Annotated in this window: 21 protein-coding genes; 9 read left to right on the forward strand and 12 right to left on the reverse strand. The window is 69.4% G+C overall.

Translation table 11 applies throughout. The annotated features are described in order from the left end of the window. Window positions 1–114 precede the first annotated feature (114 nt). The 11 genes from ABE85_RS19765 to purE form a co-directional block, all read right to left on the reverse strand. A complete protein-coding gene (locus ABE85_RS19765; RefSeq protein WP_409072590.1) occupies window positions 115–1,278 on the reverse strand; it encodes a class I SAM-dependent methyltransferase in 1,164 nt (387 codons plus the stop codon). A gap of 26 nt (window positions 1,279–1,304) precedes the next feature. Next, window positions 1,305–3,410: a bifunctional diguanylate cyclase/phosphodiesterase gene (locus ABE85_RS19770; RefSeq protein ID WP_082938780.1), complete on the reverse strand. Its 2,106-nt coding sequence runs from the start codon at window positions 3,408–3,410 to the stop codon at window positions 1,305–1,307. Next, window positions 3,411–4,412 carry a uracil-DNA glycosylase family protein gene (locus ABE85_RS27090; RefSeq protein ID WP_082938781.1) on the reverse strand — a complete coding sequence of 334 codons (1,002 nt, stop codon included), beginning with the start codon at window positions 4,410–4,412 and terminating at the stop codon, window positions 3,411–3,413. After that, window positions 4,409–4,906, reverse strand: coding sequence for a ribosomal protein S18-alanine N-acetyltransferase (gene rimI, locus ABE85_RS19780; RefSeq protein ID WP_067278599.1), 498 nt, complete (start codon window positions 4,904–4,906; stop codon window positions 4,409–4,411). Before rimI ends, ABE85_RS27090 begins: the two co-directional genes overlap by 4 nt. Further along, a complete protein-coding gene (gene tsaB / locus ABE85_RS19785) occupies window positions 4,903–5,625 on the reverse strand; it encodes a tRNA (adenosine(37)-N6)-threonylcarbamoyltransferase complex dimerization subunit type 1 TsaB (RefSeq protein ID WP_067278602.1) in 723 nt (240 codons plus the stop codon). Before tsaB ends, rimI begins: the two co-directional genes overlap by 4 nt. A gap of 88 nt (window positions 5,626–5,713) precedes the next feature. Then, window positions 5,714–6,412 carry an OmpW family protein gene (locus ABE85_RS19790; RefSeq protein WP_067278605.1) on the reverse strand — a complete coding sequence of 233 codons (699 nt, stop codon included), beginning with the start codon at window positions 6,410–6,412 and terminating at the stop codon, window positions 5,714–5,716. A 30-nt stretch (window positions 6,413–6,442) separates the two neighbouring features. Beyond that, the gene (locus tag ABE85_RS19795; protein ID WP_067278609.1) at window positions 6,443–7,840 is read right to left on the reverse strand and encodes a S9 family peptidase; all 1,398 of its coding nucleotides are present in this window, start codon (window positions 7,838–7,840) and stop codon (window positions 6,443–6,445) included. A 255-nt stretch (window positions 7,841–8,095) separates the two neighbouring features. Further along, window positions 8,096–9,034: an SGNH/GDSL hydrolase family protein gene (locus tag ABE85_RS19800; protein WP_067278612.1), complete on the reverse strand. Its 939-nt coding sequence runs from the start codon at window positions 9,032–9,034 to the stop codon at window positions 8,096–8,098. A 22-nt stretch (window positions 9,035–9,056) separates the two neighbouring features. Next, complete coding sequence (locus ABE85_RS19805; protein WP_067283186.1) at window positions 9,057–10,061, reverse strand: L-threonylcarbamoyladenylate synthase; 1,005 nt, start codon at window positions 10,059–10,061, stop codon at window positions 9,057–9,059. Between the two features lie 17 nt (window positions 10,062–10,078). After that, the gene (locus ABE85_RS19810) at window positions 10,079–11,251 is read right to left on the reverse strand and encodes a 5-(carboxyamino)imidazole ribonucleotide synthase (RefSeq protein WP_067278616.1); all 1,173 of its coding nucleotides are present in this window, start codon (window positions 11,249–11,251) and stop codon (window positions 10,079–10,081) included. After that, window positions 11,251–11,715, reverse strand: coding sequence for a 5-(carboxyamino)imidazole ribonucleotide mutase (purE, locus tag ABE85_RS19815; protein WP_067283188.1), 465 nt, complete (start codon window positions 11,713–11,715; stop codon window positions 11,251–11,253). The genes ABE85_RS19810 and purE overlap by 1 nt, the downstream gene beginning before the upstream one ends. Window positions 11,716–11,910: 195 nt before the next feature. Between purE and ABE85_RS19820 the strand changes: the two genes are divergently transcribed. Continuing rightward, window positions 11,911–12,876, forward strand: a complete 966-nt coding sequence (locus ABE85_RS19820) for a tetratricopeptide repeat protein (RefSeq protein ID WP_067278619.1) — start codon at window positions 11,911–11,913, stop codon at window positions 12,874–12,876. A 149-nt stretch (window positions 12,877–13,025) separates the two neighbouring features. Here the strand turns inward: ABE85_RS19820 and ABE85_RS19825 are convergent, their stop codons facing one another. Further along, window positions 13,026–13,784 (reverse strand): DeoR/GlpR family DNA-binding transcription regulator, encoded by a 759-nt coding sequence (locus ABE85_RS19825; protein WP_067278623.1) that lies wholly within the window; start codon window positions 13,782–13,784, stop codon window positions 13,026–13,028. 285 nt (window positions 13,785–14,069) lie between these two features. Between ABE85_RS19825 and ABE85_RS19830 the strand changes: the two genes are divergently transcribed. From ABE85_RS19830 to ABE85_RS19865, 8 genes are all read left to right on the forward strand, one after another. Beyond that, complete coding sequence (locus ABE85_RS19830) at window positions 14,070–16,331, forward strand: TonB-dependent receptor (protein WP_067278626.1); 2,262 nt, start codon at window positions 14,070–14,072, stop codon at window positions 16,329–16,331. Between the two features lie 5 nt (window positions 16,332–16,336). Next, window positions 16,337–17,512: an alkaline phosphatase D family protein gene (locus ABE85_RS19835; RefSeq protein WP_082938783.1), complete on the forward strand. Its 1,176-nt coding sequence runs from the start codon at window positions 16,337–16,339 to the stop codon at window positions 17,510–17,512. Then, entirely contained in the window at window positions 17,509–18,639 is a 1,131-nt protein-coding gene (locus ABE85_RS19840; RefSeq protein WP_082938784.1) for an ABC transporter substrate-binding protein, read from the forward strand. Before ABE85_RS19835 ends, ABE85_RS19840 begins: the two co-directional genes overlap by 4 nt. Further along, window positions 18,636–19,592: an alkaline phosphatase family protein gene (locus ABE85_RS19845; RefSeq protein WP_197507084.1), complete on the forward strand. Its 957-nt coding sequence runs from the start codon at window positions 18,636–18,638 to the stop codon at window positions 19,590–19,592. Before ABE85_RS19840 ends, ABE85_RS19845 begins: the two co-directional genes overlap by 4 nt. Next, window positions 19,589–20,422 carry a hypothetical protein gene (locus ABE85_RS28085; protein WP_067278628.1) on the forward strand — a complete coding sequence of 278 codons (834 nt, stop codon included), beginning with the start codon at window positions 19,589–19,591 and terminating at the stop codon, window positions 20,420–20,422. The genes ABE85_RS19845 and ABE85_RS28085 overlap by 4 nt, the downstream gene beginning before the upstream one ends. Continuing rightward, window positions 20,419–21,264, forward strand: coding sequence for an ABC transporter permease subunit (locus ABE85_RS28090; RefSeq protein ID WP_067278632.1), 846 nt, complete (start codon window positions 20,419–20,421; stop codon window positions 21,262–21,264). Before ABE85_RS28085 ends, ABE85_RS28090 begins: the two co-directional genes overlap by 4 nt. A gap of 55 nt (window positions 21,265–21,319) precedes the next feature. Then, window positions 21,320–22,390 (forward strand): ABC transporter ATP-binding protein, encoded by a 1,071-nt coding sequence (locus ABE85_RS19860; RefSeq protein ID WP_067278635.1) that lies wholly within the window; start codon window positions 21,320–21,322, stop codon window positions 22,388–22,390. 250 nt (window positions 22,391–22,640) lie between these two features. Further along, entirely contained in the window at window positions 22,641–25,130 is a 2,490-nt protein-coding gene (locus tag ABE85_RS19865) for an RHS repeat domain-containing protein (protein ID WP_067278638.1), read from the forward strand. The last annotated feature ends 1 nt before the right edge of the window (window position 25,131 follow it).

Raw genomic sequence — 25,131 nt, forward strand, 5'->3', positions numbered from 1 at the left:
GATTGAACAATAGCCGCGAGGACTCGAACGCGTTCAAGACCCGCGGTTAACTAATGCCAGTCAGTGCTGCTTGAATTCCCACCAAGATGGGTCACTCCCGTTGTCGCGCCGCGCTCACAACGTATGCGACCGATCCCCCGCGCTGAACCCCAGCGCATCGAAGCCCTCCTCCGGCGCGAAGCCGATGACCTTGAAGAGCTCGCCCATCTCGTGCTCCGCGATGAGCCGGTGGGCCATGCCGCGTTGCGCGAGGTCGGCGCCGCTCATCAGGTCGACCAGGCCGCAGTTGATCAGGAAGTTGGCCTGGCTCGTGTAGCCCAGCACCATCAGCCCCGCGTCCTGTCCCGCCAGCGCGATGCCGGTGAAGTTCACGTGCGCGGTGATGTCCTTCTGCCCCGGCAGCGCCAGCGGATCGGGGTCGGACCGGTGCAGGTGATGGCACATCACCGTGCCGCCGGTGCGCTGCGGGTGGTAGTACTCCGACTCCGGGAAGCCGTAATCGATGAAGAACGCCGCGCCGCGCTTCAGGCGCTCCGCGAGCGTGCGCACGAAGGCCTCGGACTGCGGATGGATCTCCGTCACCGTGCCGGGGACGAAGCCCACGTCGTGCTCGGGCGGCGTCGGCGGACGCGCGTCGCCGGGCCGGTCGTCGAAGGACAGCACGCCCTGCCCGTCCATCGTCACGCCGCGCTGCAGCCAGTGCTCGCCGTCCCAGCGCAGCAGCTCGACCGGGATCGCGTCCAGCAGCTCGTTGGCGACCAGCACGCCGTGGATCTCGTCCGGCCAGCGATCCAGCCATTCGACCCGCGGCGCGAAACGCGCGAGCCGCTCCGCCTGGCGCTCGCGCAGCGTGCCCGACAGATCCACGATGAAGTACTTCGACACCGGCGTCCCGGCCGCATCCAGCGTCTCCAGCAGCTGTGCCGCCAGCGCACCGCTGCCCGCGCCGAACTCGATCACCGTGTCCGTGCCGCTGACCGCCAGCGCCTGCGCGACCTGCTTCGCCAGCGCTCGACCAAACAGGGGTGACAGCTCCGGCGCCGTCACGAAGTCCGAGCCCTGCTGGGGCATCGTGCCGAACTTGCGGCGCGCGTTGGCGTAGTAGCCCACGCCCGGCGCATACAGCGCCAGGCTCATGTAGCGGTCGAAAGGCAACCAGCCGCCGGCGGCGTCGATCTCGTCGCGCAGCAGCGCGGTCATGGCGGGATCGGTCGCATGGACCGGCGTACTCGGCGATGAACGGGCAGCGCCATGCGGCGCGGACGCCGCGCCATTCAGGCGGGCGGCATCGGGTGTCTTTGAAGTCATGTGTCGATTCCGGGAAGCGTCGGCTTGCCGCGCGCGGCCAGCCAGGCTTCGAATTCCTCGGCGGGCATCGCCGGGGCGATCACCTCGCCCTGCAGTTCGTCGCAGCCCCACTCGGCCAGCAGGTGCCATTGCCGCGCGTTGCGCACGCCTTCGGCGCCCACGCGCATGCCCAGGCCCTTCGCCATCTGCACCATCGCGCGCGTGATCGCGGCGGCACCGCGATCCTCCGGCAGCACGGCGACGAAACTCTGGTCGATCTTGAGTTTGTCCAGCGGCAGCCGGATCAACTGGTTCAGCGCCGTGTAGCCGGTGCCGAAGTCGTCGATCGAAATCGCCAACCCCTGCGAGCGCAGCGTCTGCAGCAACTCGGGCAGGCGGTCGATCTCCTCGGTGAGCATGCGTTCGGTCAGCTCCAGCTCCAGCCACTCGCCGGGCACGCCGGCCGTCTTCAGCACGTGGGCCACCGACTTCGAGAAACTCGCCAGCCGGAACTGCATGCTCGACAGGTTCACCGCGATCGGGATCGCGGCGACGCCGCGCTCATGCCACGCGCGCGTCTGCCGCGCGGCCTCGTACATCACCCACTCGCCCAGCGGCAGCATCAGGCGATGGCGCTCGGCCACGACGATGAAGGCGTCCGGCGTCAGCAGGCCGCGCTCCGGATGCCGCCAGCGCAGCAACGCCTCGGCGCCCACCAGTTCGCCGGTGCGCGCGTCGACCTGCGGCTGATAGAAGAGCACGAACTGGTCCGCCGTCAGCGCCTGCGCCAGCTCGGTCTCCAGCACCAGGTCCGCGTAGGCGTTCTCCGCCATCGCGTGCTCGAAGAAACGGTAGGTCGCGCGGCCCGCGGTCTTCGCGAGATACATCGCGGTGTCGGCGTGCTGCAGCAGTTCCTCGGGCGATTCGCCGTGCTCCGGGTACATCGCCACGCCGATCGACGGCGTCACCGACAGGTCGCGGCCGTCCGCCTGCACCGGCACCTCGACGACGCTCAGCAGCGCGTTGAGCACCGTCTGCACGTCCTTGCGCTGGTGCACGTCCTCGAGCAGCACGACGAACTCGTCGCCGCCGAAACGCGCCACCAGATCGCTGCCGCGCAGCCCGCCGCGCAGACGCTCGGACACGGTCCGCAGCACGCGGTCGCCTTCGAGGTGGCCCAGCGAATCGTTGACCCGCTTGAAGTTGTCGAGGTCGATGAACAGCAGCGCGGCGCGGCGCGCGGCGCCCTGCGTCAGCCGCTCGCGCAGCCGTTCCATGAAGGTCGCGCGGTTCAGCAGCCCGGTGAGCGGATCATGCTGCGCGAGGTGCTGGATGCGCGCCAGCGCCTCCAGGTGCGGACGCAGGTCGCGGACGATGGTCATGCGCAGGCGCTCGCCGTTGCGCCACAGGGTCCGCACGATGAATTCGACGGCGATGCGCTCGCCGCTGCGATGCAGGATGGCCGTCGGGTAGCGCGTCTCCGTGCCGGTGGTCATCACGTCGCGCACCGTGTCGACCTGGTCCGGCGCGATCATCGACAGGGCCGACCGCCCCACCAGTTCCTCGAGCGTGTAGCCCACCAGCTCGCACAGCGGCGGGTTGACGTCGGTCATCACGCCGTCGCGGTGGAAGACGATGCCCTCCATCGACGCCTGCATGAACTTTCCCATCCGCTCCTCGGACTCGCGCACGGCCAGTTCGGCCTCGCGGAAGCGGGTGATGTCGGAGATCAGCACGAAGCTCGACTGCACCTCGTCCGCGCCCGGCGGCACGTAGGGGATCAGGTTGACCTCGATCCAGCGCGGGCTGCCGTCGCGGCGCTCCAGGCGGCGTTCATAGCTGACGCTGACGCGCTCGCGGAGCACGCGCTGCACGTGGGGCTCGATCTCCTGCGAGGCCTCCTCGCCGATGATCTGCGCGAAGGTGCGGCCCAGCACGCTGACCTCGTCCAGGCCGAAGCTGCGCGCGTACTGGCGGTTGGCGAAGCGGCAGGTGCGCGTGGCCGCGTCGAAGACCGCGATCAGCACCGGCACGTTGTCCGCGAGCAGCCGGAACTGCGCGGCCTGGTCTTCCGCGGACGGCGCCGGGCCGGCCGGCGGCAGAGGCGGCACCGGCGCGTTCATTCAGTCCGTCCCGGCCGTCGACGGCGTGGCGGGCGCCGCGCTTGCGGCATCGCCGTCGCCGCGCGGGGGCTGCTCGTCCAGCGTCTTGAGCGCGAGGCAGAGGTCCTCCCACGCCCGCGCCTTGTCGGGCAGGTTGCGCAGCAGGTAGGCTGGGTGATAGGTGACGACCAGCGGCACGCCCTGGTAGCGGTGGACACGCCCGCGCAGCTTGCCGATCGGCTCCTGGCTGCGCAGCAGCTGCTGCACCGCGAAGCGGCCCATCGCCAGGATGATGCGCGGCTGGATCAGCTCGATCTGGCGCTGCAGGAAGGGCTCGCACTGCGCGAGCTCCGACGGATCCGGGTTGCGGTTGCGCGGCGGCCGGCACTTCAGCGTGTTGGCGATGTAGACCTGACGCTCGGGCGTGCCCTCGCCGCGGCTCAGGCCGACCGCGCGCAGCATGCTGTCCAGCAGCTTGCCGGCGGCACCGACGAAGGGTTCGCCCTGCAGGTCCTCCTGCTCGCCCGGCGCCTCGCCCACCACCATCCAGTGCGCACGCTCGTTGCCGACGCCGAACACCGTGTTCTTGCGCGACTCGCAGAGTCCGCAGGCGCGGCAGGACGCGACCTCGTCGCGCAGGCCGGGCCAGTCCAGGCGGGCGATGGCCTCGCGCGCCACGCCGCGGGCCTGGGCGAGCGCGGCATCGGCGGCAGCGGCCGCGGTCACGGGAGCCGCGATGGAGGCCACGGTCGGCGCGGTGGCGGGCGTCCTTGCCGGCGCCTCCGCAACGCGGCGCGGCGCGGGCGGTTCGGCAATGGCGACGTCGGATCCAAGCTCCGGAGCGCGCAGTGCCGGCGCGGCGACCGGGTCGGCGGATCGTGCGGGCGCAGCGGCCCGTTGCGCGACCGGCGAGGCAGACGCGACGGCCGCCGGGGCCTCGGTCGACGACGTCCCCACGGCGGGCGCCCACAGCTTGAGGCCCATCGCCTCCAGCATCGCGCGTTGACGATCGTTCCAGCTCATGGGGCGGGCTCCATCAGGCGCAGGGTCATCAGGATGGCGTCCTCGCGGCCGTCGGCGCCGGGGTAGTAGCCGCGGCGCAGGCCGCTCTGCACGAAGCCGTAGCGCTCATACAGCCGGCGCGCGCGCACGTTGCTCTCGCGGACCTCCAGCCACACCTGGTGGCAGCCTCGCGCCCGCGCCAGCAGGCCCAGCGCATCGAGCATGCGACGCGCCAGGCCTTGTCCCTGCCGCTCCTCGATGACGGTGATGTTGAGCAGGTGCATCTCATCGATCACCTGCATCGCAAGAAAGTAAGCGCAGAGCCGCGCCTGCTCGTCACGCATGACGAAGCCGGCGTAACCCGCGGCCATCGAATCGATGAAGTTGCCGCGCGTCCACGGATGGCTGTAGGAAACGGCCTCGATGGCCATCACCTCGTCGAGGTCCAGCGCGCGCAGCGGCTGCAAGGATTGCAGCGACGGCGGCCAGGCGAAGTCGCGGGGTTGGGCGCTCATCTGGGGACTGCTCCCTTGGCGGCCTCGCGCTCGGCCGTCGTCAGCGCGACCTTGTCGCGCACGTACAGCGGCAGCGCGTTCGCGGCATCTTCCGCGAGACCGGCGTTGAAAGCCTGCTGCGCGAGCGCCCCCAGCGCGCGGGCACGCGAGACGGTGGTCGGGAAGCGGCGCGCGGCGCCGGTCTCCAGGTCGAACGCGCCCAGCGCCGAGCCGGCGACGATCACTGGCGGCTCGTCGCGCCACAGCGCGCGCAGCGGGTCGACATCGGTCAGCAGCGGCCCGACGACCGTCGACCAGCGCGCGTCGTTCCAGCGATACCGGCCAAGATAGATCTGGTTCATGCGGGCGTCCATCGCCACCCACACATCGAGCGACGACACCGCGTCACCGGCGGCGATGAGCTGCTGCCGCGCGTCCTCCGCGACCAGCATCAGGCTGTCCAGCGCCAGCACCGGTCTGCCGGCGCCGAACGCCAGGCCCTGCGCCACGGAGCACGCGGTGCGCAGCCCCGTGAACGCACCCGGCCCGCGGCCGAATCCGACGGCGTCGACGGCGGCCAGCGGCAGTCCGGCCTGCTTCAACAGCGCCATCACATCGGGGACCAGCCGCTGGGAGGCCAGGGCCCCGCCATCGGCGTCCACAAAAGCATCATGGCCCTGGCCCACGAGGGCCAGAGCCATGTGTTCGGTCGAGCTATCCAGGGCCAGCAACACGCTCATGTCTGAAGTGTAGTGGCCCGGAACCGCACGGAGCGGGGAGATCCCCCGACCCCGTGGGGCTCGATCCGTCGTTCGACCGGCAGTCCGATCAGAACGAGTAACCCAGCGACAGCGTGTACACCACCGGACGGAAGTTGATGTCCGTGTGCAGCTCTTCCACGCCGTCCTTGGTCGTCGTGTACGAACGCATCTTGCTGCGCACGTCCGCGTAGGCGACCGTCGCGTTCAGCGACCACTGCTTCGTGTACGCCACGGTGAAGCCCGCGTGGGCCGCGAGGCCCCACGAGTTCTCCAGCGTGATGCGGGTCGGGCCGCCGCTGATCGCGTCGCCGGTGGGCGTGCTGCGCTTCTTCTCGAAGTAGGTGTAGTTCACGCCCGCGCCGACGAAGGGATGGACCTTGGGGAGCCATTCGCCGAGGTGGTAGTTGACGAAGGCCGTCGGCGGCATCTGGCGCACGACCGCGATCTGGCCGGCGTTGGCGAGCACGCCGTTGCCGTAGATCTTGTGCGACGGCGGCAGGCCCAGCGCCAGTTCCGCGCTCCAGCGCGGCAGGAAGCGGTAGGTGTAGCCGAAGCCCGTGGTCGTCGCGTCACCGACGCGGATCTGCGCGCCCGGCGCCGGGAACTGGCGGCTGCCGCCTTCCAGCGGACCGGCCTTGCTGTTGACGTCGATGTGCGCCAGGCCCAGGTAGACCGAGTGCGTACCGACCGCCGGCTCTTCGGCGCGGGCCGCGCCCGCGAGTGCCATCAGCGAAGCGGCCAGGATGAGGGTGATGTTCTTCTTCATGAATGATGTCTCCGTTCTGGTCGTCGGCGATTAAGGCTGAGCAGCCAGGACCGATTGGAAGAAGCCGCGTGCCAGCGCATTGCAGAACGGCGGGACCAGGGTGCCGTGATAGGCGCCTTGCACCGCGGCCGCACCGGCCGCACCGCCGCCCGCCGCGGCGGACGTGGCCGTCTTGGCTTGCGCGAATCCACCCGCGATGGTGGCTGCCGTCACCTGGCCGGCCCAGGCCATCGAGGCCGAGTTTTCCAGGTTGGAGGCCGGGTAGGACTTGCCGCGCGAGAAGAAGTCGGCCTGCGCCTGCAGGGTGTTGGTGAAGTACACCGTCGGGTCGTTCGATCCACCGCACAGCGCGACCGGCGCCTTCGGCGTCCAGCCCAGCAGCGTGTTGGTCTGCAGCGCCTTGCGGAAGTTGGAGGTCGGGTACGCGGTCTTGAAGGCCGGGTTCAGCAGGCCACCCGTGCCGAACAGGTTGGTGAAGGTCGGATCGGCCGGCAGCTTGCCTTCCTGGATCAGCGTGGTGATCGACTTCTTCGACGGGAACAGCGTTTCCGAGGTCGCCGCGAACTGCGCCGCGTACACGTCGCTCGGCGAGGTGTAGATGTTGCCGTAGGCCTTCTGGTAGCTGGTCAGCATCAGCGGCAGGAACAGCGTCGCGCCGGCGTTGACCGGGCCGGTGCTCACGATCGTGTCGCTGAAGCCCACCAGGTTGTACGGGCCGGACATCGGCGCGGCGGCGGTGACCGGGAACTCGGTCGCGTAGTCGCGCTCCATCACCTTCTGCGTCGCCATCGCCACGTGGCCGCCTTGCGAGTAGCCGGCCAGCAGCAGCTTGGCCGACGGCTTCACGGCGCTTTCAGCGGCCAGGTGGGTACGCGCGGCGCGCATCGCGTCGATCATCTCGATCGCGGACTGCTCGGCGTTCAGGTAGGTCGTGTACTGCAGGCCCGAACGGTCGTAGCCGAGGTAGTTCGGCGCCACGACGATGAAGCCCTGCGCGGCGTAGAACGCCGCGACCAGCGAGCCTTCGGCGTTGTTCTGGATGTCGGCGATGTTGTAGGCCTGGTCCGTCGTCGTGCCGTGGGCGTAGAGCACCACCGGGCGGTTGCCCGTGCAGGCGGCGGCGGTACCGGAAGGCACCAGCACGGCGGCCGAGGCGGTCGCCGGCAGGCCCTGGGGGTCCCGCGTCCAGTAGTAGACGTAGCGCACGTCCACGTCGCAGGCGGCCTTGCCGGTCAGCGCCTGCACGCCCTTGGCCGCGGTGCCCAGGTCGATCTGCGCGGCGGTGGCCGCGCCGGCCTTCAGGCCCAGTTCCAGCGTGCCGCGTGCCGGCGGCGAATCGTCGGTCGACGGGTTGCTGCCGCCACCGCAGGCGCTCAGCAATGCGGCAGCGGCCACAGTCAGGCTGGCCAGTTTGAATTGGCTGTTCATTCGGACTTCTCCAGGGGTTGTCTCCGTCGTCTGCACCGTCCCGGCGATCGCGGTCGGCACTAAATCGAACGGTCGTTCGTTTTTCTCAGGGTTCACTTTAAGCGCACGTCGCGCGACGCTTACAAAAGGAAAACCCTGACAAGCCACAGCATGCCAGGGTCGTCGGGATGACGGACGCACAACCTGACCCCATCGAGGCGTGGTTGCAACACTCCGGTCATCAAGGCGCGCGCGATGCGCGCGACAGGATCGGCTTTAGAACGGGTTGTTCGTCGCCCGGTTGATGGCCTGCGAAGCCATGTTGTTGTGCATCACCGGACCGACCAGCCGGTCGCTGGCCCACATGTGCGTGGCCGAGGTGGCGTTGGCCACCAGCGTCTTGTCGGTGCAGACCGGCGGCAGCGAACTCGCCAGGCAGGCGGCGTCCGCCGAGTTCGACGCGGAGTACAGCGTCGGATAGCGGCTCATCGTGCCCATCAGCTCATCGGTGAGGATGAGGCCGATGTAGTGGCCGTCGTTGCGGATCTTCAGGCGCATGCCGGCGTTGAAGCGGCGTGAAAGTTCCGTCAGCAGCGCGGCGCGGTCGGTGTCGGCGTGGACCGCCTTCTCGCGGATCGCGAACGGCGACAGGCCCATGTCCTGCACGGTCGAGAGGATGATGCGGCCGTTGGCGTCGACGATGCGGTTCACCTGCGCGGCCAGGGCCTCGCCGCGCGCCTGCGCCGCGTTGCCCAGCGTGCCGGCGTCCTGCGCCGGATACTGCGCGTACAGTTCGAGCACGTCGTTGGCGCCGGCCAGGATGGTGACCAGGTCCTTCGGATTGAAGCCGTCGAGCGCGAACTGGCGGTCGATCTGCCCGGTGATGTCGGCGACCTTGGCGCCGGCGGCGGCATACATGCGCGCGGTCGGCGTGGCCAGCTTGTCCGGATTGCATTCGGCGAACACGAGCCCGAAACGGGCGGCGACCTGCTGCGTCCACACCTGGTTCAAGGTGCAGGTCACGGCGGCGGTCGTCGCGTCGGTGCCGTTGATCGAGTACTTGGTGCCGTCGCTGCGGATGGCGCTCGTCTCATCGCCGAAGGCGATGACGCGGGTCGCACGGAACGGGTCGATCTGCTCGCCGCCGCCGCCGCAGGCGGCCAGCATCGCGGTCGCACCCAGCAGCACGGCCAGGTGGCGCTTCACACTCTTCATGAACTCTCCAAATCTCGAAAACTCAGCGGGGCGGGAAAGCCGCCGCCGCGCGGGACAAGCGGTCCCGCACCCCATCCCAGGCGGCCTCTTGCGGAGGCGCCTCGATCCAGATCTCCGTCGCGCCGGCCGCGTCCAGCTCGCGCAGGACGGCAAACAGCTGACGCGCCGCCGCGCGCGCCTGGGCCGGCATGGCCCGATGCAGCGCCGGGGCGCCCGTCCCGTCAAAGGACGTGCGGGAATATACCGCCAGCCCCGCCGGACGGTCGCCCGCCAGCGCGGCCTGTAACGCTTCCGATCCCATCAACCGGACCGTCGCGCGCGGCGCGTAGTGCGCAGCGAGTGTGCCCGAGGCGCGCGGCGCCTGGGCGTCGGGGGCATGTAAAGCGAGGCCCGCGGCGGCTTCCAGCTGCGCCGGCGTCAGCACGCCGGGCCGCAGCAGCACCAGGCCGCCGCGGCTGACGTCGACGATGGTCGATTCGATGCCGACGTCGCAGGGACCGCCGTCCAGCACGGTCAGGCCGGGGTCGAACTCGTCGGCGACATGGGCGGCGGTGGTCGGGCTGACCCGCCCGAAGCGGTTGGCGCTCGGCGCGGCCAGGCCTTCGACGCCGAGGGCGCGGCACTCCGCCATCAGCGCGCGGAAGACCGGGTGCGACGGGCAGCGCAGGCCCACGGTGTCCTGCCCGCCGGCGGCCGCGGCGGCGATGCCGGGCACGCGCTTGACGATCAGCGTCAGCGGACCGGGCCAGAAGGCCTCGATCAGCCGGTGGGCGACCGGCGACAGGTCTTGCCCGAAGACCCGGGCGCCCTGCTCGTCGAGCACGTGCACGATCAGCGGGTGGTCGCTGGGGCGGCCCTTGGCGGCGAAGATCTTCGCGACGGCCTCGTCCTGGTCGGCACGCGCGGCGAGACCGTAAACGGTCTCGGTCGGCACGCCCGCCAGTTCACCCGCGGCGAGCACGCGCGCGGTGGCGCGCACCGCGTCGGGTGCGTGGCCATCGAGGACCCTGGCCGACGCCGTCGTCATGTCGTCGCCCCGCGCCATCACCACGCGTCGGGCAGGCCGAGGAGCGCGCAGGCGCGGCGGGCGCTCGCGCGGGCGTCCTCGGCGGTCGCGCCGATCACGTTCAGGTGACCCATCTTGCGGCCGTGGCGCGCCTGCGCCTTGCCGTACAGATGCAGCTCGGCGCCGGGCAGCGCCAGCACGCCGGCCCAGTCGGGCGTCCGTTCCCGGCCGTCCGCGTCGAACCACAGATCGCCCAGCAGATTGAGCATCACCACCGGCGAATGCAGGCGCGGCTCGCGCAGCGGCAGGCCGGTCATCGCACGGACCTGCATCTCGAACTGCGAGACGTCGCAGGCGTCCATCGTGTAGTGGCCCGAGTTGTGCGGACGCGGCGCCATCTCGTTGACGACCAGGCGGCCGTCCTTCAGCACGAAGAACTCGACGCACAGCACGCCGACGTAGCCCATGCCGGTCGCGATCGCGGCCGCCGAGCGGCGCGCCTGCGCCTGCAGCGCGTCGTCGACGTCGGGCGCGGGCACTTCGGTGACCGCGAGGATGCCGTCGCGGTGCAGGTTCTGCTGGACGGGGAAGGTCACGACCTCGCCGTCGGCGCCGCGCACGACCAGCACGCTCAGCTCCAGGGCGAGCGGCAGCATCTGCTCGAGCACGCAGTCGACGCGGCCGAGTTCATCGAAGGCGGCGACGAGTTGCGCACGGTCGGCGACGCGCCGCTGCCCCTTGCCGTCGTAGCCCAGGCGCGCGGTCTTGAGGATGCCCGGCAGCAGCGTGTCGGGCACGGCGGCCAGATCGGCGGCCGAATCAGCGCCGTGCCGCAGCACCGCGTACGGCGCGCAAGGCACGCCGCTCGCATCGAAATGGGCCTTCTCGCGGGCGCGGTCCTGGCAGACGGCCACGGCCGACGCGCCGGGCGCGACCACGCGTACCCGGGCCAGGTGTTCCAGCGCGCGGGCCGGCACGTTCTCGAATTCGGTGGTGATCGCGTCGCAGCGGCGCGCGAGGTCGTCGAGCGCCGCCGGATCCAGGTAATCGGCCTTCAGGTGCTCCTGGGCCACCGCGCCGGCGGGGCTGGACGCGTCCGGGTCCAGCACCACGCAGCGGTAGCCCAGCGCCTGGGCGGCGTGGACGAACATGCGGCCGAGCTGGCCGCCTCCCAGCACGCCCAGCGTCGCGTCCCCCGGCAGCAGCGGCATCAGCGCAGCTCCTCGGTCATCGCGGTGGCGGCGGCGGTCTGGCGCTTGCGGAAGGCGTCGAGCTTCGCGCGCAGGTCCGGGTTGTCGCGGGCCAGCACGGCCACGGCGAACAGCGCCGCGTTGCCCGCGCCGGCGTTGCCGATGGCGAAGGTCGCGACGGGGATGCCCTTGGGCATCTGCACGATCGAGTGCAGCGAATCCACGCCCTGCAGATGGCGGCTGGCGACCGGCACGCCGAGCACCGGCACCAGCGTCTTGGCGGCCAGCATGCCCGGCAGGTGGGCGGCGCCGCCGGCGCCGGCGATGATGGCCCGCAGCCCGCGGCCTTCGGCCTGCTCCGCATAGGCGAACATCTCATCGGGCATGCGGTGGGCCGAAACCACCCGCGCCTCGAACGGCACGCCGAACTCGGTGAGAATGTCGGCGGCGTGTTTCATGGTCTCCCAGTCACTGCTGGAGCCCATGACCACGCCGATGACGGGGGCGATGTCGGGAGTGGTGGCGCTGCTCACGGGTCGGTCCTCGATCTGTCAAATCGTGAAACCTTGAATTGTAGGCGGGCAGCCTCAGGTGCCGTGATTGCCGTTCGACTTCCGTCCGGCCCGTGCTGCCAGTCATTGCCCGTCATTGCCCGTCTGCCTCCGCCCAGCCCCCCCACCATGACCGACATCACCCTCCAAAACTTCGAAGCCGACCTCCTGCAGGCCTCCATGCAGCAGCCCGTGCTGCTCGACATCTGGGCGCCGTGGTGCGGCCCCTGCCGCACGCTGGGACCGATGCTGGAGAAGCTGGAAGTGGCCTACGCGGGCCGCTGGAAGCTGACCAAGCTCAACAGCGACGACCAGCCGGAGATCGCCACGCAGCTGAGCCAGGCCTTCGGGGTGCGGTCGATCCCGTTCTGCGTGATGTTCGTCGGCGGCCAGCCGGTGGATGGATTTGTCGGCGCGATCCCGGAGGCGCAGATCCGCGAGTTCCTGGACCGCCACGTGCCGACCGGCGAGGCGCTGGAGGCCGAGGAGGACCTGGCCGAGGCGCAGGCGCTGCTGGAGGAAGGCGACGCCGACGGCGCGCTGGAGAAACTGCAGGCGGCGGTGATGGCTGACCCGAACAACGAGGCGGCGCGTTTCGACCTGATCCGCGCGCTGCTGGAAGACGACCAGTTGGAACATGCCAAGGCGGCGTTCGCGCCGGTGGCGCATCAGGCGGCGGACACCATCACGCCGCACGCGAGATTCCAGGCGCTGGCGGCGTGGATTGCCGCTGCGGAACGGGCTGAGCAAGGCCTGGATCCGGCCGCGCTGCAATCGGCGATCGCGAACAACAAGCGGGATTTCGATGCGCGCTTCGCGCTGGCGCAGGGCCTCTTCGCGGGTCGTGACTTCACCGGCGCGATGGAGGAGTTGCTCGAGATCATCATGCGTGACAAGACCTGGAACGAGCAGCTCGCGCGCAAGACCTATGTGTCGATCCTCGAGATCATGACCAAGCCTGCGCTGGCGGCGCACGGCGCCGGCGCTGGTGCGCCGCAGGCCGGCGGCCTGCAGCTGTCCGGTCACAACACGGTGACGCCGACCGATCCGCTGGTCGACCAGTACCGCCGCAAGCTCAGCATGGCGCTGTTCTGACCTGACCCCGAGCCCTGTCCCGCAGCCCTCGGTAGCAAAACCTCGGGAGTGAGACAGTGGTTGGGGACGGTGAGGCGTGAGGTTTCGGAGCTTGACTCCGGGGCCTCATGCCTCGGCGGCCAACGCCCGGCCTCATCAGGTGGGCGGTTTCAGAACATCACCTGCGCCACGCCGGCGCGGGTGAGCCGATCCAGCTCCTGAGGGTCGGCTTCGTTATCGGTGACCAGCACATCGATATTGGCGCAATCGCACACCTGCATCCGGCTGCCCTGCCCGAGCTTGCTGGAATCCGCGAGCAGCACACGCTGCCGCGCCCGGGCGAGCATCGCCTGCGCCACGGCCACCTCCGCCCACAGGTAGCTTGAAGCCCCCTGCCGCGCGTCGAGCGCCGTCGGCGAGATCAACGCGATGTCCACGCGATGCCGCGCGATCTCCGCGACGGTGAACTCCCCGAAGGTCCCTGAGGTTTCCGGCACATACGCCCCGCCGAGCATCAGCAGCTCGTGCCCCTGGCGCCCGGCCATCGCGTCGCACACCGCGACCGAATTCGTGATCACCCGCAGCTCCTGCGCCTGCGCGAGCGCCTGCGCCAACGCATGCGTCGTCGATCCCGCATCGATGAACAGGCTCATCCCCGGCTTCACCAGCGACATCGCCTGCCGCGCGATCGCCTGCTTCTGCCGCCGGCGCGACTGCGCGCGCTCCGCATAACTGGCCTCGGCCGGCACCTCCGACTGCACCGCGCCGCCGTGCACGCGGGCGAGCTTGCCGCCCTGCTCCAGCTCGATCAGATCGCGCCGCACCGTCTCGCGCGACACGCCGAGCTCACGCGCCGCCTCGTCCGTCGTGAGGCGATGCCGCTCCCGCAGCAGCAAGAGGATTTTGTCGTGTCGTTCCTGGGACCACATGGATCGCTCGTTCTCCCTGCCGGTGCGTCGCCCGTCGCATCCCTGTCGATGGGTTCAGCCGTCACCGGACTTCGCATTCACCCAAATCCACGCAGCGCCTTCATGACAGTTTGAGGATTTATTTGTGATGTTGTGGATATCCAGCACCCCAGGCGAAACCGGCTGTGGTTTTTCGTGTTTGTCGTTGTCTTGTCGTGGACGGTTGTGACAGTGCGGTCCGTTCGTTAGTCAAACCGACGCTCTTCCGACACCTCAACGCACCGAGTCCCCACCATGAAGCACCCGATGCCCACCGCCCTGGTCCTGGCCCTCAGCCTGGCCTACGTCGTCCCCGCCGCCGCCCAATCGACCGACGCCGCGACGTCCGCCGACACGACGGCCGCCTCGACCTCCTCTTCTTCCGAGCGCTCCGAGCTCGAGCGCGTCACCGTCTCCGTCGGCCGCGGCCAGCTGCGTTCCGTGCAGAGCCTGAGCCAGACCGAATTCGACAACGCCCTGGCCGGCAGCAGCCCGCTGGCGACCGTCGCCCGCCTGCCCGGCGTGAACTTCCAGTCCGCCGACGGCCTGGGCAACTACGAGTGGTCGACCCGCTTCACCGTGCGCGGCTTCTCGCAGAACCAGCTGGGCTTCACGCTCGACGACGTGCCGCTGGGCGACATGTCCTACGGCAACTTCAACGGCCTGCACATCAGCCGCGCGATCTCGAGCGAGAACGTCGGCCGCGCCTCGCTGTCGCAAGGCGCCGGCGCGCTGGAAGCGGCCTCGTCCAGCAACCTGGGCGGCACGCTGCAGTTCTATTCGAGCGACCCGCTGGACAAGTTCGGCTTCCGCGCTTCGCAGACCGTCGGCAGCGACTCCGCCGCCCGCACCTTCCTGCGCGTCGACAGCGGCCGCACCGTGGTGGGCGACTTCTACGTCAGCTACACCAACCAGGACGCCGACAAGTGGAAGGGCGACGGCAAGCAGAAGCAGGAGCAGTGGAACCTGAAGTGGACCAAGGCGATCGGTGACAGCCGCCTGTCGGCCTTCATCAACACCTCGCGCCGCAAGGAAGTGGACTACCAGGATCTGTCGCTGGACCTGATCAAGCGCAAGGGCGACAAGCTCGACAACTTCTACCCGGACTGGAATGCCGCGGTGAACGCCGCCAACACGCTGTGCGGCAACAAGGGCACCACCTACGTGGCCGCCTGCGACGACCAGTATTACGCCGGCGCCGGCCTGCGCAACGACGAGCTCTACGGCGTCTCCGCCGACCTGCGCCTGGCGCAGAACATCACCTGGAAGACGACCGCCTACTACCACCACAACAAGGGCATGGGCCTGTGGTTCACGCCGTACCAGGCCTCGCCGGACGGCACGCCGATCTCGGTGCGCACGACCGAGTACGGCATCAAGCGCGGCGGCGTGGTCTCCAACGCGGAGTTCGACCTCGGCGACCACCTGATCAAGGCCGGCGTCTGGTTCGAGGACAACGACTTCGACCAGGCCCGCCGCTTCTACGCCGCCTCGGCCGGCACCAGCGTCTACCAGTTCCCGAGCAATCCGTTCCTGACGCAGTGGCAGTACGCGTTCAACACCAAGACCTCGCAGTTCTCGCTGTCCGACACCTGGTCGGTCGCGAAGGACCTGACCGTCGGCGCCGGCTTCAAGGCGCTGAAGGTCAAGATCGACGGCCAGCGGGAAGTCGGCACCGACATGCCGTCGGGCTCGATCAGCGCCAAGAAGGGCTTCCTGCCGCAGCTGGGCATCAACTACCGCCTGTCGGCCAACAACGAGCTGTACGGCACGCTGGCCCGCAACATGCGCGCCTACCAGGGGGCGGCCACCGGCACCTCGCCGTTCGCGACGAGCGCCGCCGGCTTCGATGCGATCAAGGGCAGCCTGAAGCCTGAGACCTCCGACACCGTCGAAGCCGGCTGGCGTACCAGCGGCCGCGGCTACGAAGGATCGGTCAGCGCCTACCTGGTCAACTTCAAGAACCGTCTGCTGAGCGTCCAGCAAGGCGCCGGCATCCAGGGCAACCCGGTCGCGCTGTCCAACGTCGGCGACGTGCGCGCCACCGGCGTGGAAGGGGCGCTCTCGTTCCGCCTGGCGCCGACGCTCACCTGGTACAACAGCGTGAGCCTGTCGAAGTCGACCTACCGCGACGACGTCGTCAGCGGCACCACGACGATCGCCATCCGCGGCAAGCGCGTGGCCGACGCGCCGGACACGATGATCAAGTCGCAGCTGGGCTACGACGACGGCGCGCTGTTCGGCAACATCGGCGTGGACTACATGTCCAAGCGCTACTACTCGTACACCAACGACGCCTCGGTCCCGGACCGCACGCTGGTGAACCTGAGCGCCGGCTACAAGCTGAAGAACGTGTCGATGCTGCGCGAGCTGAGCCTGCAGGGCAGCGTGACCAACGTGTTCGACAAGCACTACATCTCGACGATCGGCTCGAACGGCTTCACGAACAGCGATCCGACGGGCAGCTACGCCACGCTGCTGCCGGGCGCGCCGCGTCAGTTCTTCGTGACGCTGACCGGGAAGTTCTGAGCCTCATGACGCGCGCCTCCCGCCTGACGCGCCGCCAGCTGCTGCTGGCGGGATCGCTGGCCACGCCGCTGGCGGTCCCGCTCGCGGGCTGCGCGACGCCGACGCCCGCGGACACGCCGGTGTCTTCGGCGAAGGACGCGGAGGCGACGCGGCGTTTCCGCGTCGCCTTCGGCTCCTGCGCGAAGCAGTCCAAACCGCAGCCGATCTGGCGCGCGATCGGGGCGGCGAAGCCGGACCTGTTCGTCTTCCTCGGCGACAACCTGTACGCCGACGCGCGCGACGAGGCGACGCTGCGCCAGCGGTATGCCGAGTTCATGGCGGTCGAGCCGCTGCAGGCGTTCCGGCGCTCCACGCGCCACGTCGCGATCTGGGACGACCACGACTTCGGCGACGACGACGAAGGCGCGGACTACCCGCTCAAGCAGCTCTCGCAGCAGCTGTTCTGCGATGCGTGGAACGAGCCGGCGGACTCGCCGCGCCGGCGCGCGGACGGCATCTACCAGAGCTATGTCTTCGAGGCGCTCGGCAAGCGCATCCAGGTCATCCTGCCCGACCTGCGCTTCAACCGCACGATGCTGACGGCGGACCCGTCGCTGAAGTCGAGCTACGCGGCGATGGTGCTGCGCGCCAAGCTCAGCGGACAGCCGATGACGGGCTGGTACGTGCCCGATGCGCGGCCCGAGGCCACGCTGCTGGGCGAGGCGCAATGGACCTGGCTCGAAGCGCAGCTGCGCGTGCCGGCGGACGTGCGGCTGATCGGCTCCAGCGTCCAGTTCGCGGCGGACGGCAGCGGCTGGGAAGGCTGGGCCAACTTCCCGCGGGAACGCGCGCGGCTGGTCGAGCTGATCCGCACGACGCGCGCGGAAGGCGTCGTCTTCCTCAGCGGCGACATGCACTACGCGGAGATGTCCAGCGTGGCGGTCGACGGCGGCTATCCGCTGTGGGACGCGACCTCCAGCGGCCTGACCGAGGTGTGGGACATCCCCACGCCCAACCGCAACCGGCGCTCGGCGGTGATGGCGGAATTGAACTTCGGGGTGCTCGATGTCGAGCCTGTCACCGAAGGGGAGGATGATCTTCGCCTGCGCTTCGCGCTGTGCGACGTGAATGGAAAGGCCAAGGTGACGAAGGAACTGACGCTGTCGGGCCTGCGTTTCCCGGCCAAGGAGAAGACCGCATGACCTTGTCCCGACGCAGCTTGCTGCGGACCCTGCCCGCTTCGCTGCCGGCCCTCGTGCCCGGCGCCCTGCCCACCCTCCTGCCCGCCTCGCTCGGGCTTTTTGCGTTTGATGCCTCGGCGCAAGGCGGCCAGCCGGCGTCGATCGCGCTGGACGCGTTGATGACCGCCGCCCGCAAGGAAGGCCGCGTGAACAGCCTGGGCATGCCCGACGACTGGGCCAACTGGCGCGCGACCTGGGCCGACCTGCAGCGGCTCTACGGCCTGGCGCATGTCGACACCGACATGAGCAGCGCCGAGGAGATCGCCAAGATCGAGGCCGAGAAGACCAACGCGAGCGCGGACATCGGCGACGTGGGGTTCGAGTTCGGCGCGATCGCGAAGGCGCGCGGCATCACGCAACCGTACAAGCCGACGACCTGGGCGCAGGTGCCCGACTGGGCCAAGGATGCCGAAGGGCACTGGGCGCTCGCCTACACCGGCACGATCGCGTTCGCGGTGAACCGCAAGCGGGTCAAGGACGTGCCGCGGAGCTGGCAGGCGCTGTTCGCCTCCAAGGCGCGCGTGATGATCGGCGAAGTCGGCCGCGCGGCGCAGTCCAATGCGGCGGTGCTCGCGGCGGCGGTGGCGCTGGGCGGCGACGAGACGAAGCTGCAGCCCGCGCTGACGGCCTTCGCGCAGATCGCGAAGGACAAGCGTCTGATCGGCACCAACGCGACGCCCGCGCTGATGGAGCGCGCCGAAGCCGACGTCTTCCTGCTGTGGGACTTCAACGCCCTCTCCTACCGCGCGAAGCTGCCCAACGCGGCGGACTACGAAGTGCTGATCCCCTCGGACGGCTCGATCACCAGCGGCTACACGACGATCCTCAACCGCTGGTCGCAGCGGCCGAACGCGGCGATGCTGACGAGGGAGTACATCTTCAGCGACGCCGGCCAGATGAACCTCGCACGCGGCCACGCGCGGCCGATCCGCATCGCGCAGCTGCCGCTGCCCGCGGAACTGAAGGCGCTGCTGGTGCCCGAGGCGCAGTACGCGAAGGCGCGCGCGCTGAAGCCGGCCGTATGGACCGAAGAGGTCAAGAAGCTGCCGCGCGCGTGGCAGCGCGAGGTGCTGGGAGCGGCGCGATGAACCCGGGCGTCAACCCCACCTCCGGCATCGCAGCGACGGCCGACGCGATCTCGGGCGCAGCGCAGGCCGGGACGTCGTCCACGTCCGGATCGTCGATCGATGCCGTGGCCGAAGCGGCCGCGGCCATCGCGCAGGCGGCCGATCCGGCGCGCAAGCTCGTCGTGCTGCTGGCCGACGGTCTGCGCGCCGACACCGCGCGCGACTACATGGGCTACCTGCAGGCGCTCAACGAGGCGGGCCGCGCGCAATGGCGCTCGCTGCGCTGCGAGCTGCCGAGCCTCTCGCGCCCGCTCTACGCGACGGTGATCAACGGCGAGCCGCCGCTGACGCACGGCATCCTCGGCAACGGGCAGGCAGGGCAGCAGCTCGCGCGTCACCTGTTCCAGCGCCTGGACGCGCAGGGCGTGCCGGCGGCGGTCGCCGCCTACCACTGGTTCTACGAGCTGCTGGCGGGCGAGGTCTTCGATCCGCTGCAGCATCGCGACGCGGTGCCGGCCGGCTGCGGCATCCAGGCGGCGCGCTGGTACTGGGAAGACGACTACCCCGACAGCCACCTGCTCGCCGACGCCGAAGCGCTGCGCCGCGCGCACCTGCCGGTGCAAGGCCCGTCGCTGCTGTTCATCCATCCGATGGGGCCGGACCTCGCGGGTCATGTGCACGGCGGCGAATCGACGCAGTACGCGATGAGCGCGCGCAAGCTCGACATGCTGCTCGCGCAGCTGCTGCCGCGCTGGCACGCGGACGGCTTCGACCTGCTGCTGACCAGCGACCACGGCATGAACGCCGACCGCATGCACGGCGGGCCGCTGCCGGTCGAACGCGAGGTCCCGCTGGTCTGGGTGCCGCATGACGGCGCGGTGGGCCTGGACTTGCCCGAGCGCCAGACCGGCATCGCGGATTGGATCCTGGCTCGGCTGGGCCTCAAGGACGCCACGGGAGGCGCGCCCGCATGAGCCTGAACGCGCGGACCGCCACGCGCCTCGCCGGGCCCCTGCTGCTGCTGACGGCGGCCGCGTTGCTGCTGCCCTTCGGCTGGCGCGCCGTGGCCCTCCTCGGCGACTGCATCGGCCAAGGCAGCGGCTGCGCCATCGGCGAGCTGACGGCCGACGGCTACTACGTCGAAGCCGCCTGGAACACGCTGTGGCTGAGCACGCTTTCCGCGCTGATCGGCCTCACCCTCGGGCTCGGCGCGGCGATCGCGCTGCTGCGAGTCCCCAAGCTCGAGTCTTCGGTGACGCTGCTCGCCAGCCTCGGCGCGAACTTCTCCGGCGTGCCGCTCGCGGTCGCACTGCTGCTGCTCTTCGGCGCGCAAGGCGTGGTGACGGCGACGATGCAAGCCGCCGGGCTCGCGCCGTGGATCGCCCTGCAAGACCTGGACGGTCTGCTGCTCGCGTACGTCTGCTTCCAGGCGCCGCTGGCCACGCTGCTGCTCATCGCGCCGGTGAAGATGCTGGACGGCTCGCTGCAGGACGCGGCGGCCACGCTGGGCGCGGGGCCGGTGCTGTACTGGCGGCGCGTCGGGCTGCCGCTGATGCTGCCGAGCCTGGTGGAAGTCTTGGGCCTGCTCTTCGCCAATGCGGCGGCCGCGTTCGCCACGCCGTTCGCCTTGAGCGGCACGGCCGCCCACGTGCTCGCGGTGCGCATCGCCTCGCTCGTGAGCGGCGACATCTTTGCGCAGCCCGAGCTGTCGGCGCTGCTGGCGCTGGTGCTGTTCGTGATGCTCGCGGCGGTGATCGGGATGACGCGCTGGCTCTCGGCACGCCTTCGGACGGGCCGCGCATGAGCGCCGCATCGACCTCCACCACGAACCGCCCGGTGATCTCTGCCTTCGCGCTGGCGGCGCTGCTGATCGTGGTGCTCGTGCCGATGACGGCCTTGCTGATCTACGGCCTCACCGGACGATGGGATCGCCACTGGTGGCCGGAAGATCCGACGCTGCGCTGGATGGTCGATGCCGTCGTCGATCCGCGCGTGCAGGGCGCGGTGCTGCGCACGACGCTGCTCGCCCTGGCGAGTGCGACCCTGGCGCTGGTCTGCGGCGCGCTGGCGACGATCCCCGCGGCGCTCGCGGTGCAGCTCGACGACGGCCCGGCCGCACGACGACTGCAGCGCACGCTGGACCTCGTCGCGCTGCTGCCCTTCGCGATCGCCCCGGTGGTGATCGCGATCTGCGCACTGGAGCTGTTCGTCGGACGCTGGGGCGGCTGGTTGCCGCTGCCGCTGGTCTACGTCGCGGTGGTCGCGCCGACGCTGTTCCCGCTGATCCACAAGACGCTGCAATCGGCGCTCGCGCAACTGAACGCCGCTTCGCTGATCGAGGCGGGCCGCACGCTCGGCGCGAGCGACGGCCACACGGTGCGTCGCGTGCTGCTGCCGATGCTGGCGCCGGCGCTGCTCGCCGCGTTCCTGCTCGCGTGGGTCACGGCGGCGATGGAATTCGCGATCGCCAACCTGCTGCTCGGCGGACAGCTGGAGCTCCTGCAGCCGCTGATGAACAGCCTGCGCAACGCCAACGGCCACCAGGCGGCGGCGCTGATGGTGCTGGCTTTCGCCGGCGTCGGCGCGGTGGTCGCGGCGGTCGCCGCGCTCACCCGCCGCTGGACTTCGGGCGCGCAGGACCGATGAGCGTTCGCCTCGCCACTGCTTCGCTTTCCCGTCTCACTTCAACGACCTCCGTGCGATGAATTCGACCGATGCTCCGACCGCTGCTTCGCCTTCCCTGGCTACCGACCTGCCGGCGCAACTCGCGGTCCGCGGCGCGGAACTCGCGTTGGGCGGGCGACCGGTCCTGCGCGGCGTCGACCTGACGCTCGCGCGTGGCGAGGTCGTCGCATTGCTGGGCGCCTCGGGCTGCGGCAAGACGACCTTGCTGCGATCGATTGCCGGGCTGCAGCGACTGGATCGCGGGTCCATCGCGATGGCGGGCCAGGAAGTGGAGTCGCTGCGGCCGCAGCAGCGCGACATCGGCATGGTGTTCCAGCACTACGCGCTGTTCCCGAATCTGTCGGTGAGGGAGAACATCCGCTTCGGCCCGCTGGCGCGCGGCGAGGAAGCGGCGCTCGCCGACAAGCGGGCGGACGAGCTGCTCGATCTCATCGACCTGCGCGCGCTGGCGGACCGGCTGCCGCAGGCGCTCTCGGGCGGCCAGCGGCAGCGCGTGGCGCTCGCGCGGGCGCTGGCGACGCGGCCGATGCTGCTGCTGATGGACGAGCCGTTCTCCGCGCTCGACGAGCACTTCCGGCTGCCGCTGCGGCGGCAGTTCCGGCAGCTGCAGCGCGAGCTCGGCCAGAGCTGCGTGATCGTCACGCACGACCGCGAGGAGGCGTTCGAGATCGCCGACCGCGTGGCGGTCATGTTCGACGGCGTCATCGCGCAATGCGCGTCGCCGCGCGAGCTGCGGCGCGCGCCGGCGAACCGGCGGGTGGCGGACTTCCTCGGGATCTTCAACCGGCTGGACGCGAGGACCTTGGACGGCGCTTGGCGCCGCGATGGCGGGCACTGGATCGCACCGGTGGAGGCGCTGGTGCTTGATGCCGGTCACGCAGACAGCGACGCTTCATGCGAGGCGCTGCGCTTCACCGCGACGCTGCGAGCGAGTTATCCCGGGCAGCAACGCGTGGCGTGCGAGCTCGAAGGGCCGGGAGGCCAGACCTTGACGCTGTGGCGCAGGCATGAGGATGCCGAGATCGCGCCGGGCAGCGTCGTGCAGGTGGCGATCGCGGAGCCGGCATTGCGGTGGATCGAGGAATGAATCGTCCCTCCCACCTGAGAACAGGCAAGTCCTGGCACAGATGACGTCCGGGTGACGATCGCGCGCCGGAGCGCCCCCCCAAAGGTTGGTAGCAGCCAGGCGGCAAGTCCTGCAGAATCGCGGCGCTGATCAGGGAGAGAGGTGATCCGGCTCATGGCGCAAAGACGCTGGCCGGTTATCCGCGCGTGCGCCGTTGTGGCTTGCATGAGAGTCCCTGTCGTCGTTTCGATGCCATCGGGAGTCCTCCATCATGTCCATTCAACGGAACGCCCTCTTCGCGTTCATGGCGCTGACCGGCGCCACACCGGTCTTCGCGACCGATTGCCACAAGCTCTGGAACACCTTCGACTTCGTCTCGCGATCGCTGCGCGTGGCGGGCGGCTTGCCCGGGTGCTATCCGACACCCGAAGCCTTGAAGGAGGCGCTGTGGGCAGCGGTGAAACCCATCATCGAGAAGCCTCTAGAGAATTCCGACTACGTGGAAACAAGCACTGTTTCCCCAGGACCTTGCCAGCCAGCGGGGTTTCACGACGTGCTGCCCTATCCCCTCCACCAATGCAGCTACTCGATCCTGACAAAGGTGTTCTACAAGGTCAGCGGCAACACCACGTCGTCCGTCACCAACAAGTATTTCGACATGACGATGGACTGCGGTGCCTACTTGAACAGCAATTGGCGCGCAGACCTGAACCGCTGCATGAGGTGGCTCGACGAGCGGCCGGCTAATACGTGCACGCCGCAACGCGGCAATCCGATCGGCATCCTGACCGGTCTCAAGTCACAACGTGAACGCATCGTGGGCTGGGGCCGCGGGCATGAGTTGGTCCTCAGCTATGCCCCGCGCGACGCCGCCCTGCTCATTGACAGGTATCCAGGCGGGCCCGCCACCTTCGGCAGGTTATGGCAAGCCAATCTGCTCAAGCGCGTGATGATGAATGGCAGCCTCTACACGCCGATCTTCATGCGCGGCGATGGCACGTCGAAGTCCTTCCAATCCTTCGGAGATCAGGCCTCAACACCGCTGGAGCTGGACAAGGCCACTTTCGTCCGCAACGAAACAAGCTGGAACTACTACGACACGAGCGCCTCAGCCGTCGAACGGTATGTCGGCGATTCGAGGCCGGAGTTGACGCGCGTGCACTATGCCGACGGACGGTATCTGGACTATCTCTACGGTGGCGTGCTGGCCAAGGAGGGCGGAACGATGAGCGTGCGCGTCATCACCGCAGTGCGCGATGAAACGGGGAGGATGCTGAGCTTTGAGTACGAGCCGGATCCCTACTACTTTTCGACGGTCCGCGTGAAATCGGTGATCGACGCGGGCGGTCGACGGCATTCATTCCAATACGGCGTGTTCGGCGGCCTGGCCTCCATCGGACATCCTGACAACACGTCGCGCAGCTATCGCTATGAGGATGCGGCCCACACCTGGGCCATCACCTCGCTGGTCGATGAGGCGGGCGATGTTCATGGCAGCTACACCTACGACTCGGAGGGTCGTGCCGTCTCGACGGCCACCGGCAGCAACGGGGAGCGGTGGCAGGTCTCGTGGCCGACACCGCCGCAGTGGACGTTGACGCTCACGGACGATATCCCGAACAGTCGAACCACTCGCCGGCTGGACGTGCTGCAGGCGGTGAGCGCGAATGTCACAGGACCGGATGGTCGAACGACGGGCGTCGCCAGCCAGCAGATTGCGGGCTCCACGGTGACGAAGGGGCTGTCGCAGCCGGCCGGCTCGGGTTGCGAGGCGGCGAGTTCGACTTTGGACTACGACACGGAAGGCAATGTCAGTCGTCGGGCCGATTTCAACGGTGGACAGACCTGCCACGCCAACATCCCGGTGCGACACCTGGAGTCGTCACGGGTCGAGGGCCTTGCCTCGGGCGCAGCGTGCGCACCGGTGTTGAGCACGGGGGCGACCTTACCCGCCGGAGCGCGAAAGGTTAGTTCGCAATGGCATCCCGACTGGCGCATGGCGACGAAGACGGCGGAGCCGCGTCGCATCACCACGCTGGTCTACAACGGTCAGCCGGATCCGTTCAACGGCAACGCCGTGGCCAGCTGTGCGCCGGCGGACGCGAAGCTGCCGGACGGCAAGCCCATCGTCGTGCTGTGCAAGCGCGTGGAGCACGCGACGACCGATGAGACGGGGGCTCTCGGTTTCAACGCCGTGCTCCAGTCCGGTGTGCCAGCCCGTGCGACCGCTTGGACTTACAACGCGACGGGTCAGGTCTTGACCGAGAGTGATCCGCGCGGGAATGTCGTCGTCGTCAATGAGTACTACACCGACACGACGGCGGACCACACCAAGGGCGATCTGAAGTCGTCGCAGAACGCTGTCGGCCAGATCACGAGCTTCCTGCGCTACGACGCCTACGGCAAGCCGCTGGAGGTCGTCGACGCCAACACGAGCACGACGACTTACGTCTACGACCTGCGTCAGCGACTGACATCGGTGACGACGGCGGATTCGACCAGCACCTACGAGTACTGGCCAACAGGCCTACTCAAGAAGTCGTCTCAGCTAGACGGCAGCGCGGTGAACTACGAGTACGACGATGCGCACAGACTGGTCGCGGCCTCCGACACGCGGGGCAATCGCGTCGAGTACACGCTCGACCAGAGCGGCAACAAGACCAATGAAATCGCCAAGGACCCGCAGGGCGCGCTCAAGCGGTCAATGAGCCGCGCGTTCGATGCGCTGGGTCGGGCACAACAGACGACGGGGAGGGAGTAAG

Source organism: Mitsuaria sp. 7, from assembly GCF_001653795.1.
GTDB lineage: Bacteria > Pseudomonadota > Gammaproteobacteria > Burkholderiales > Burkholderiaceae_C > Roseateles.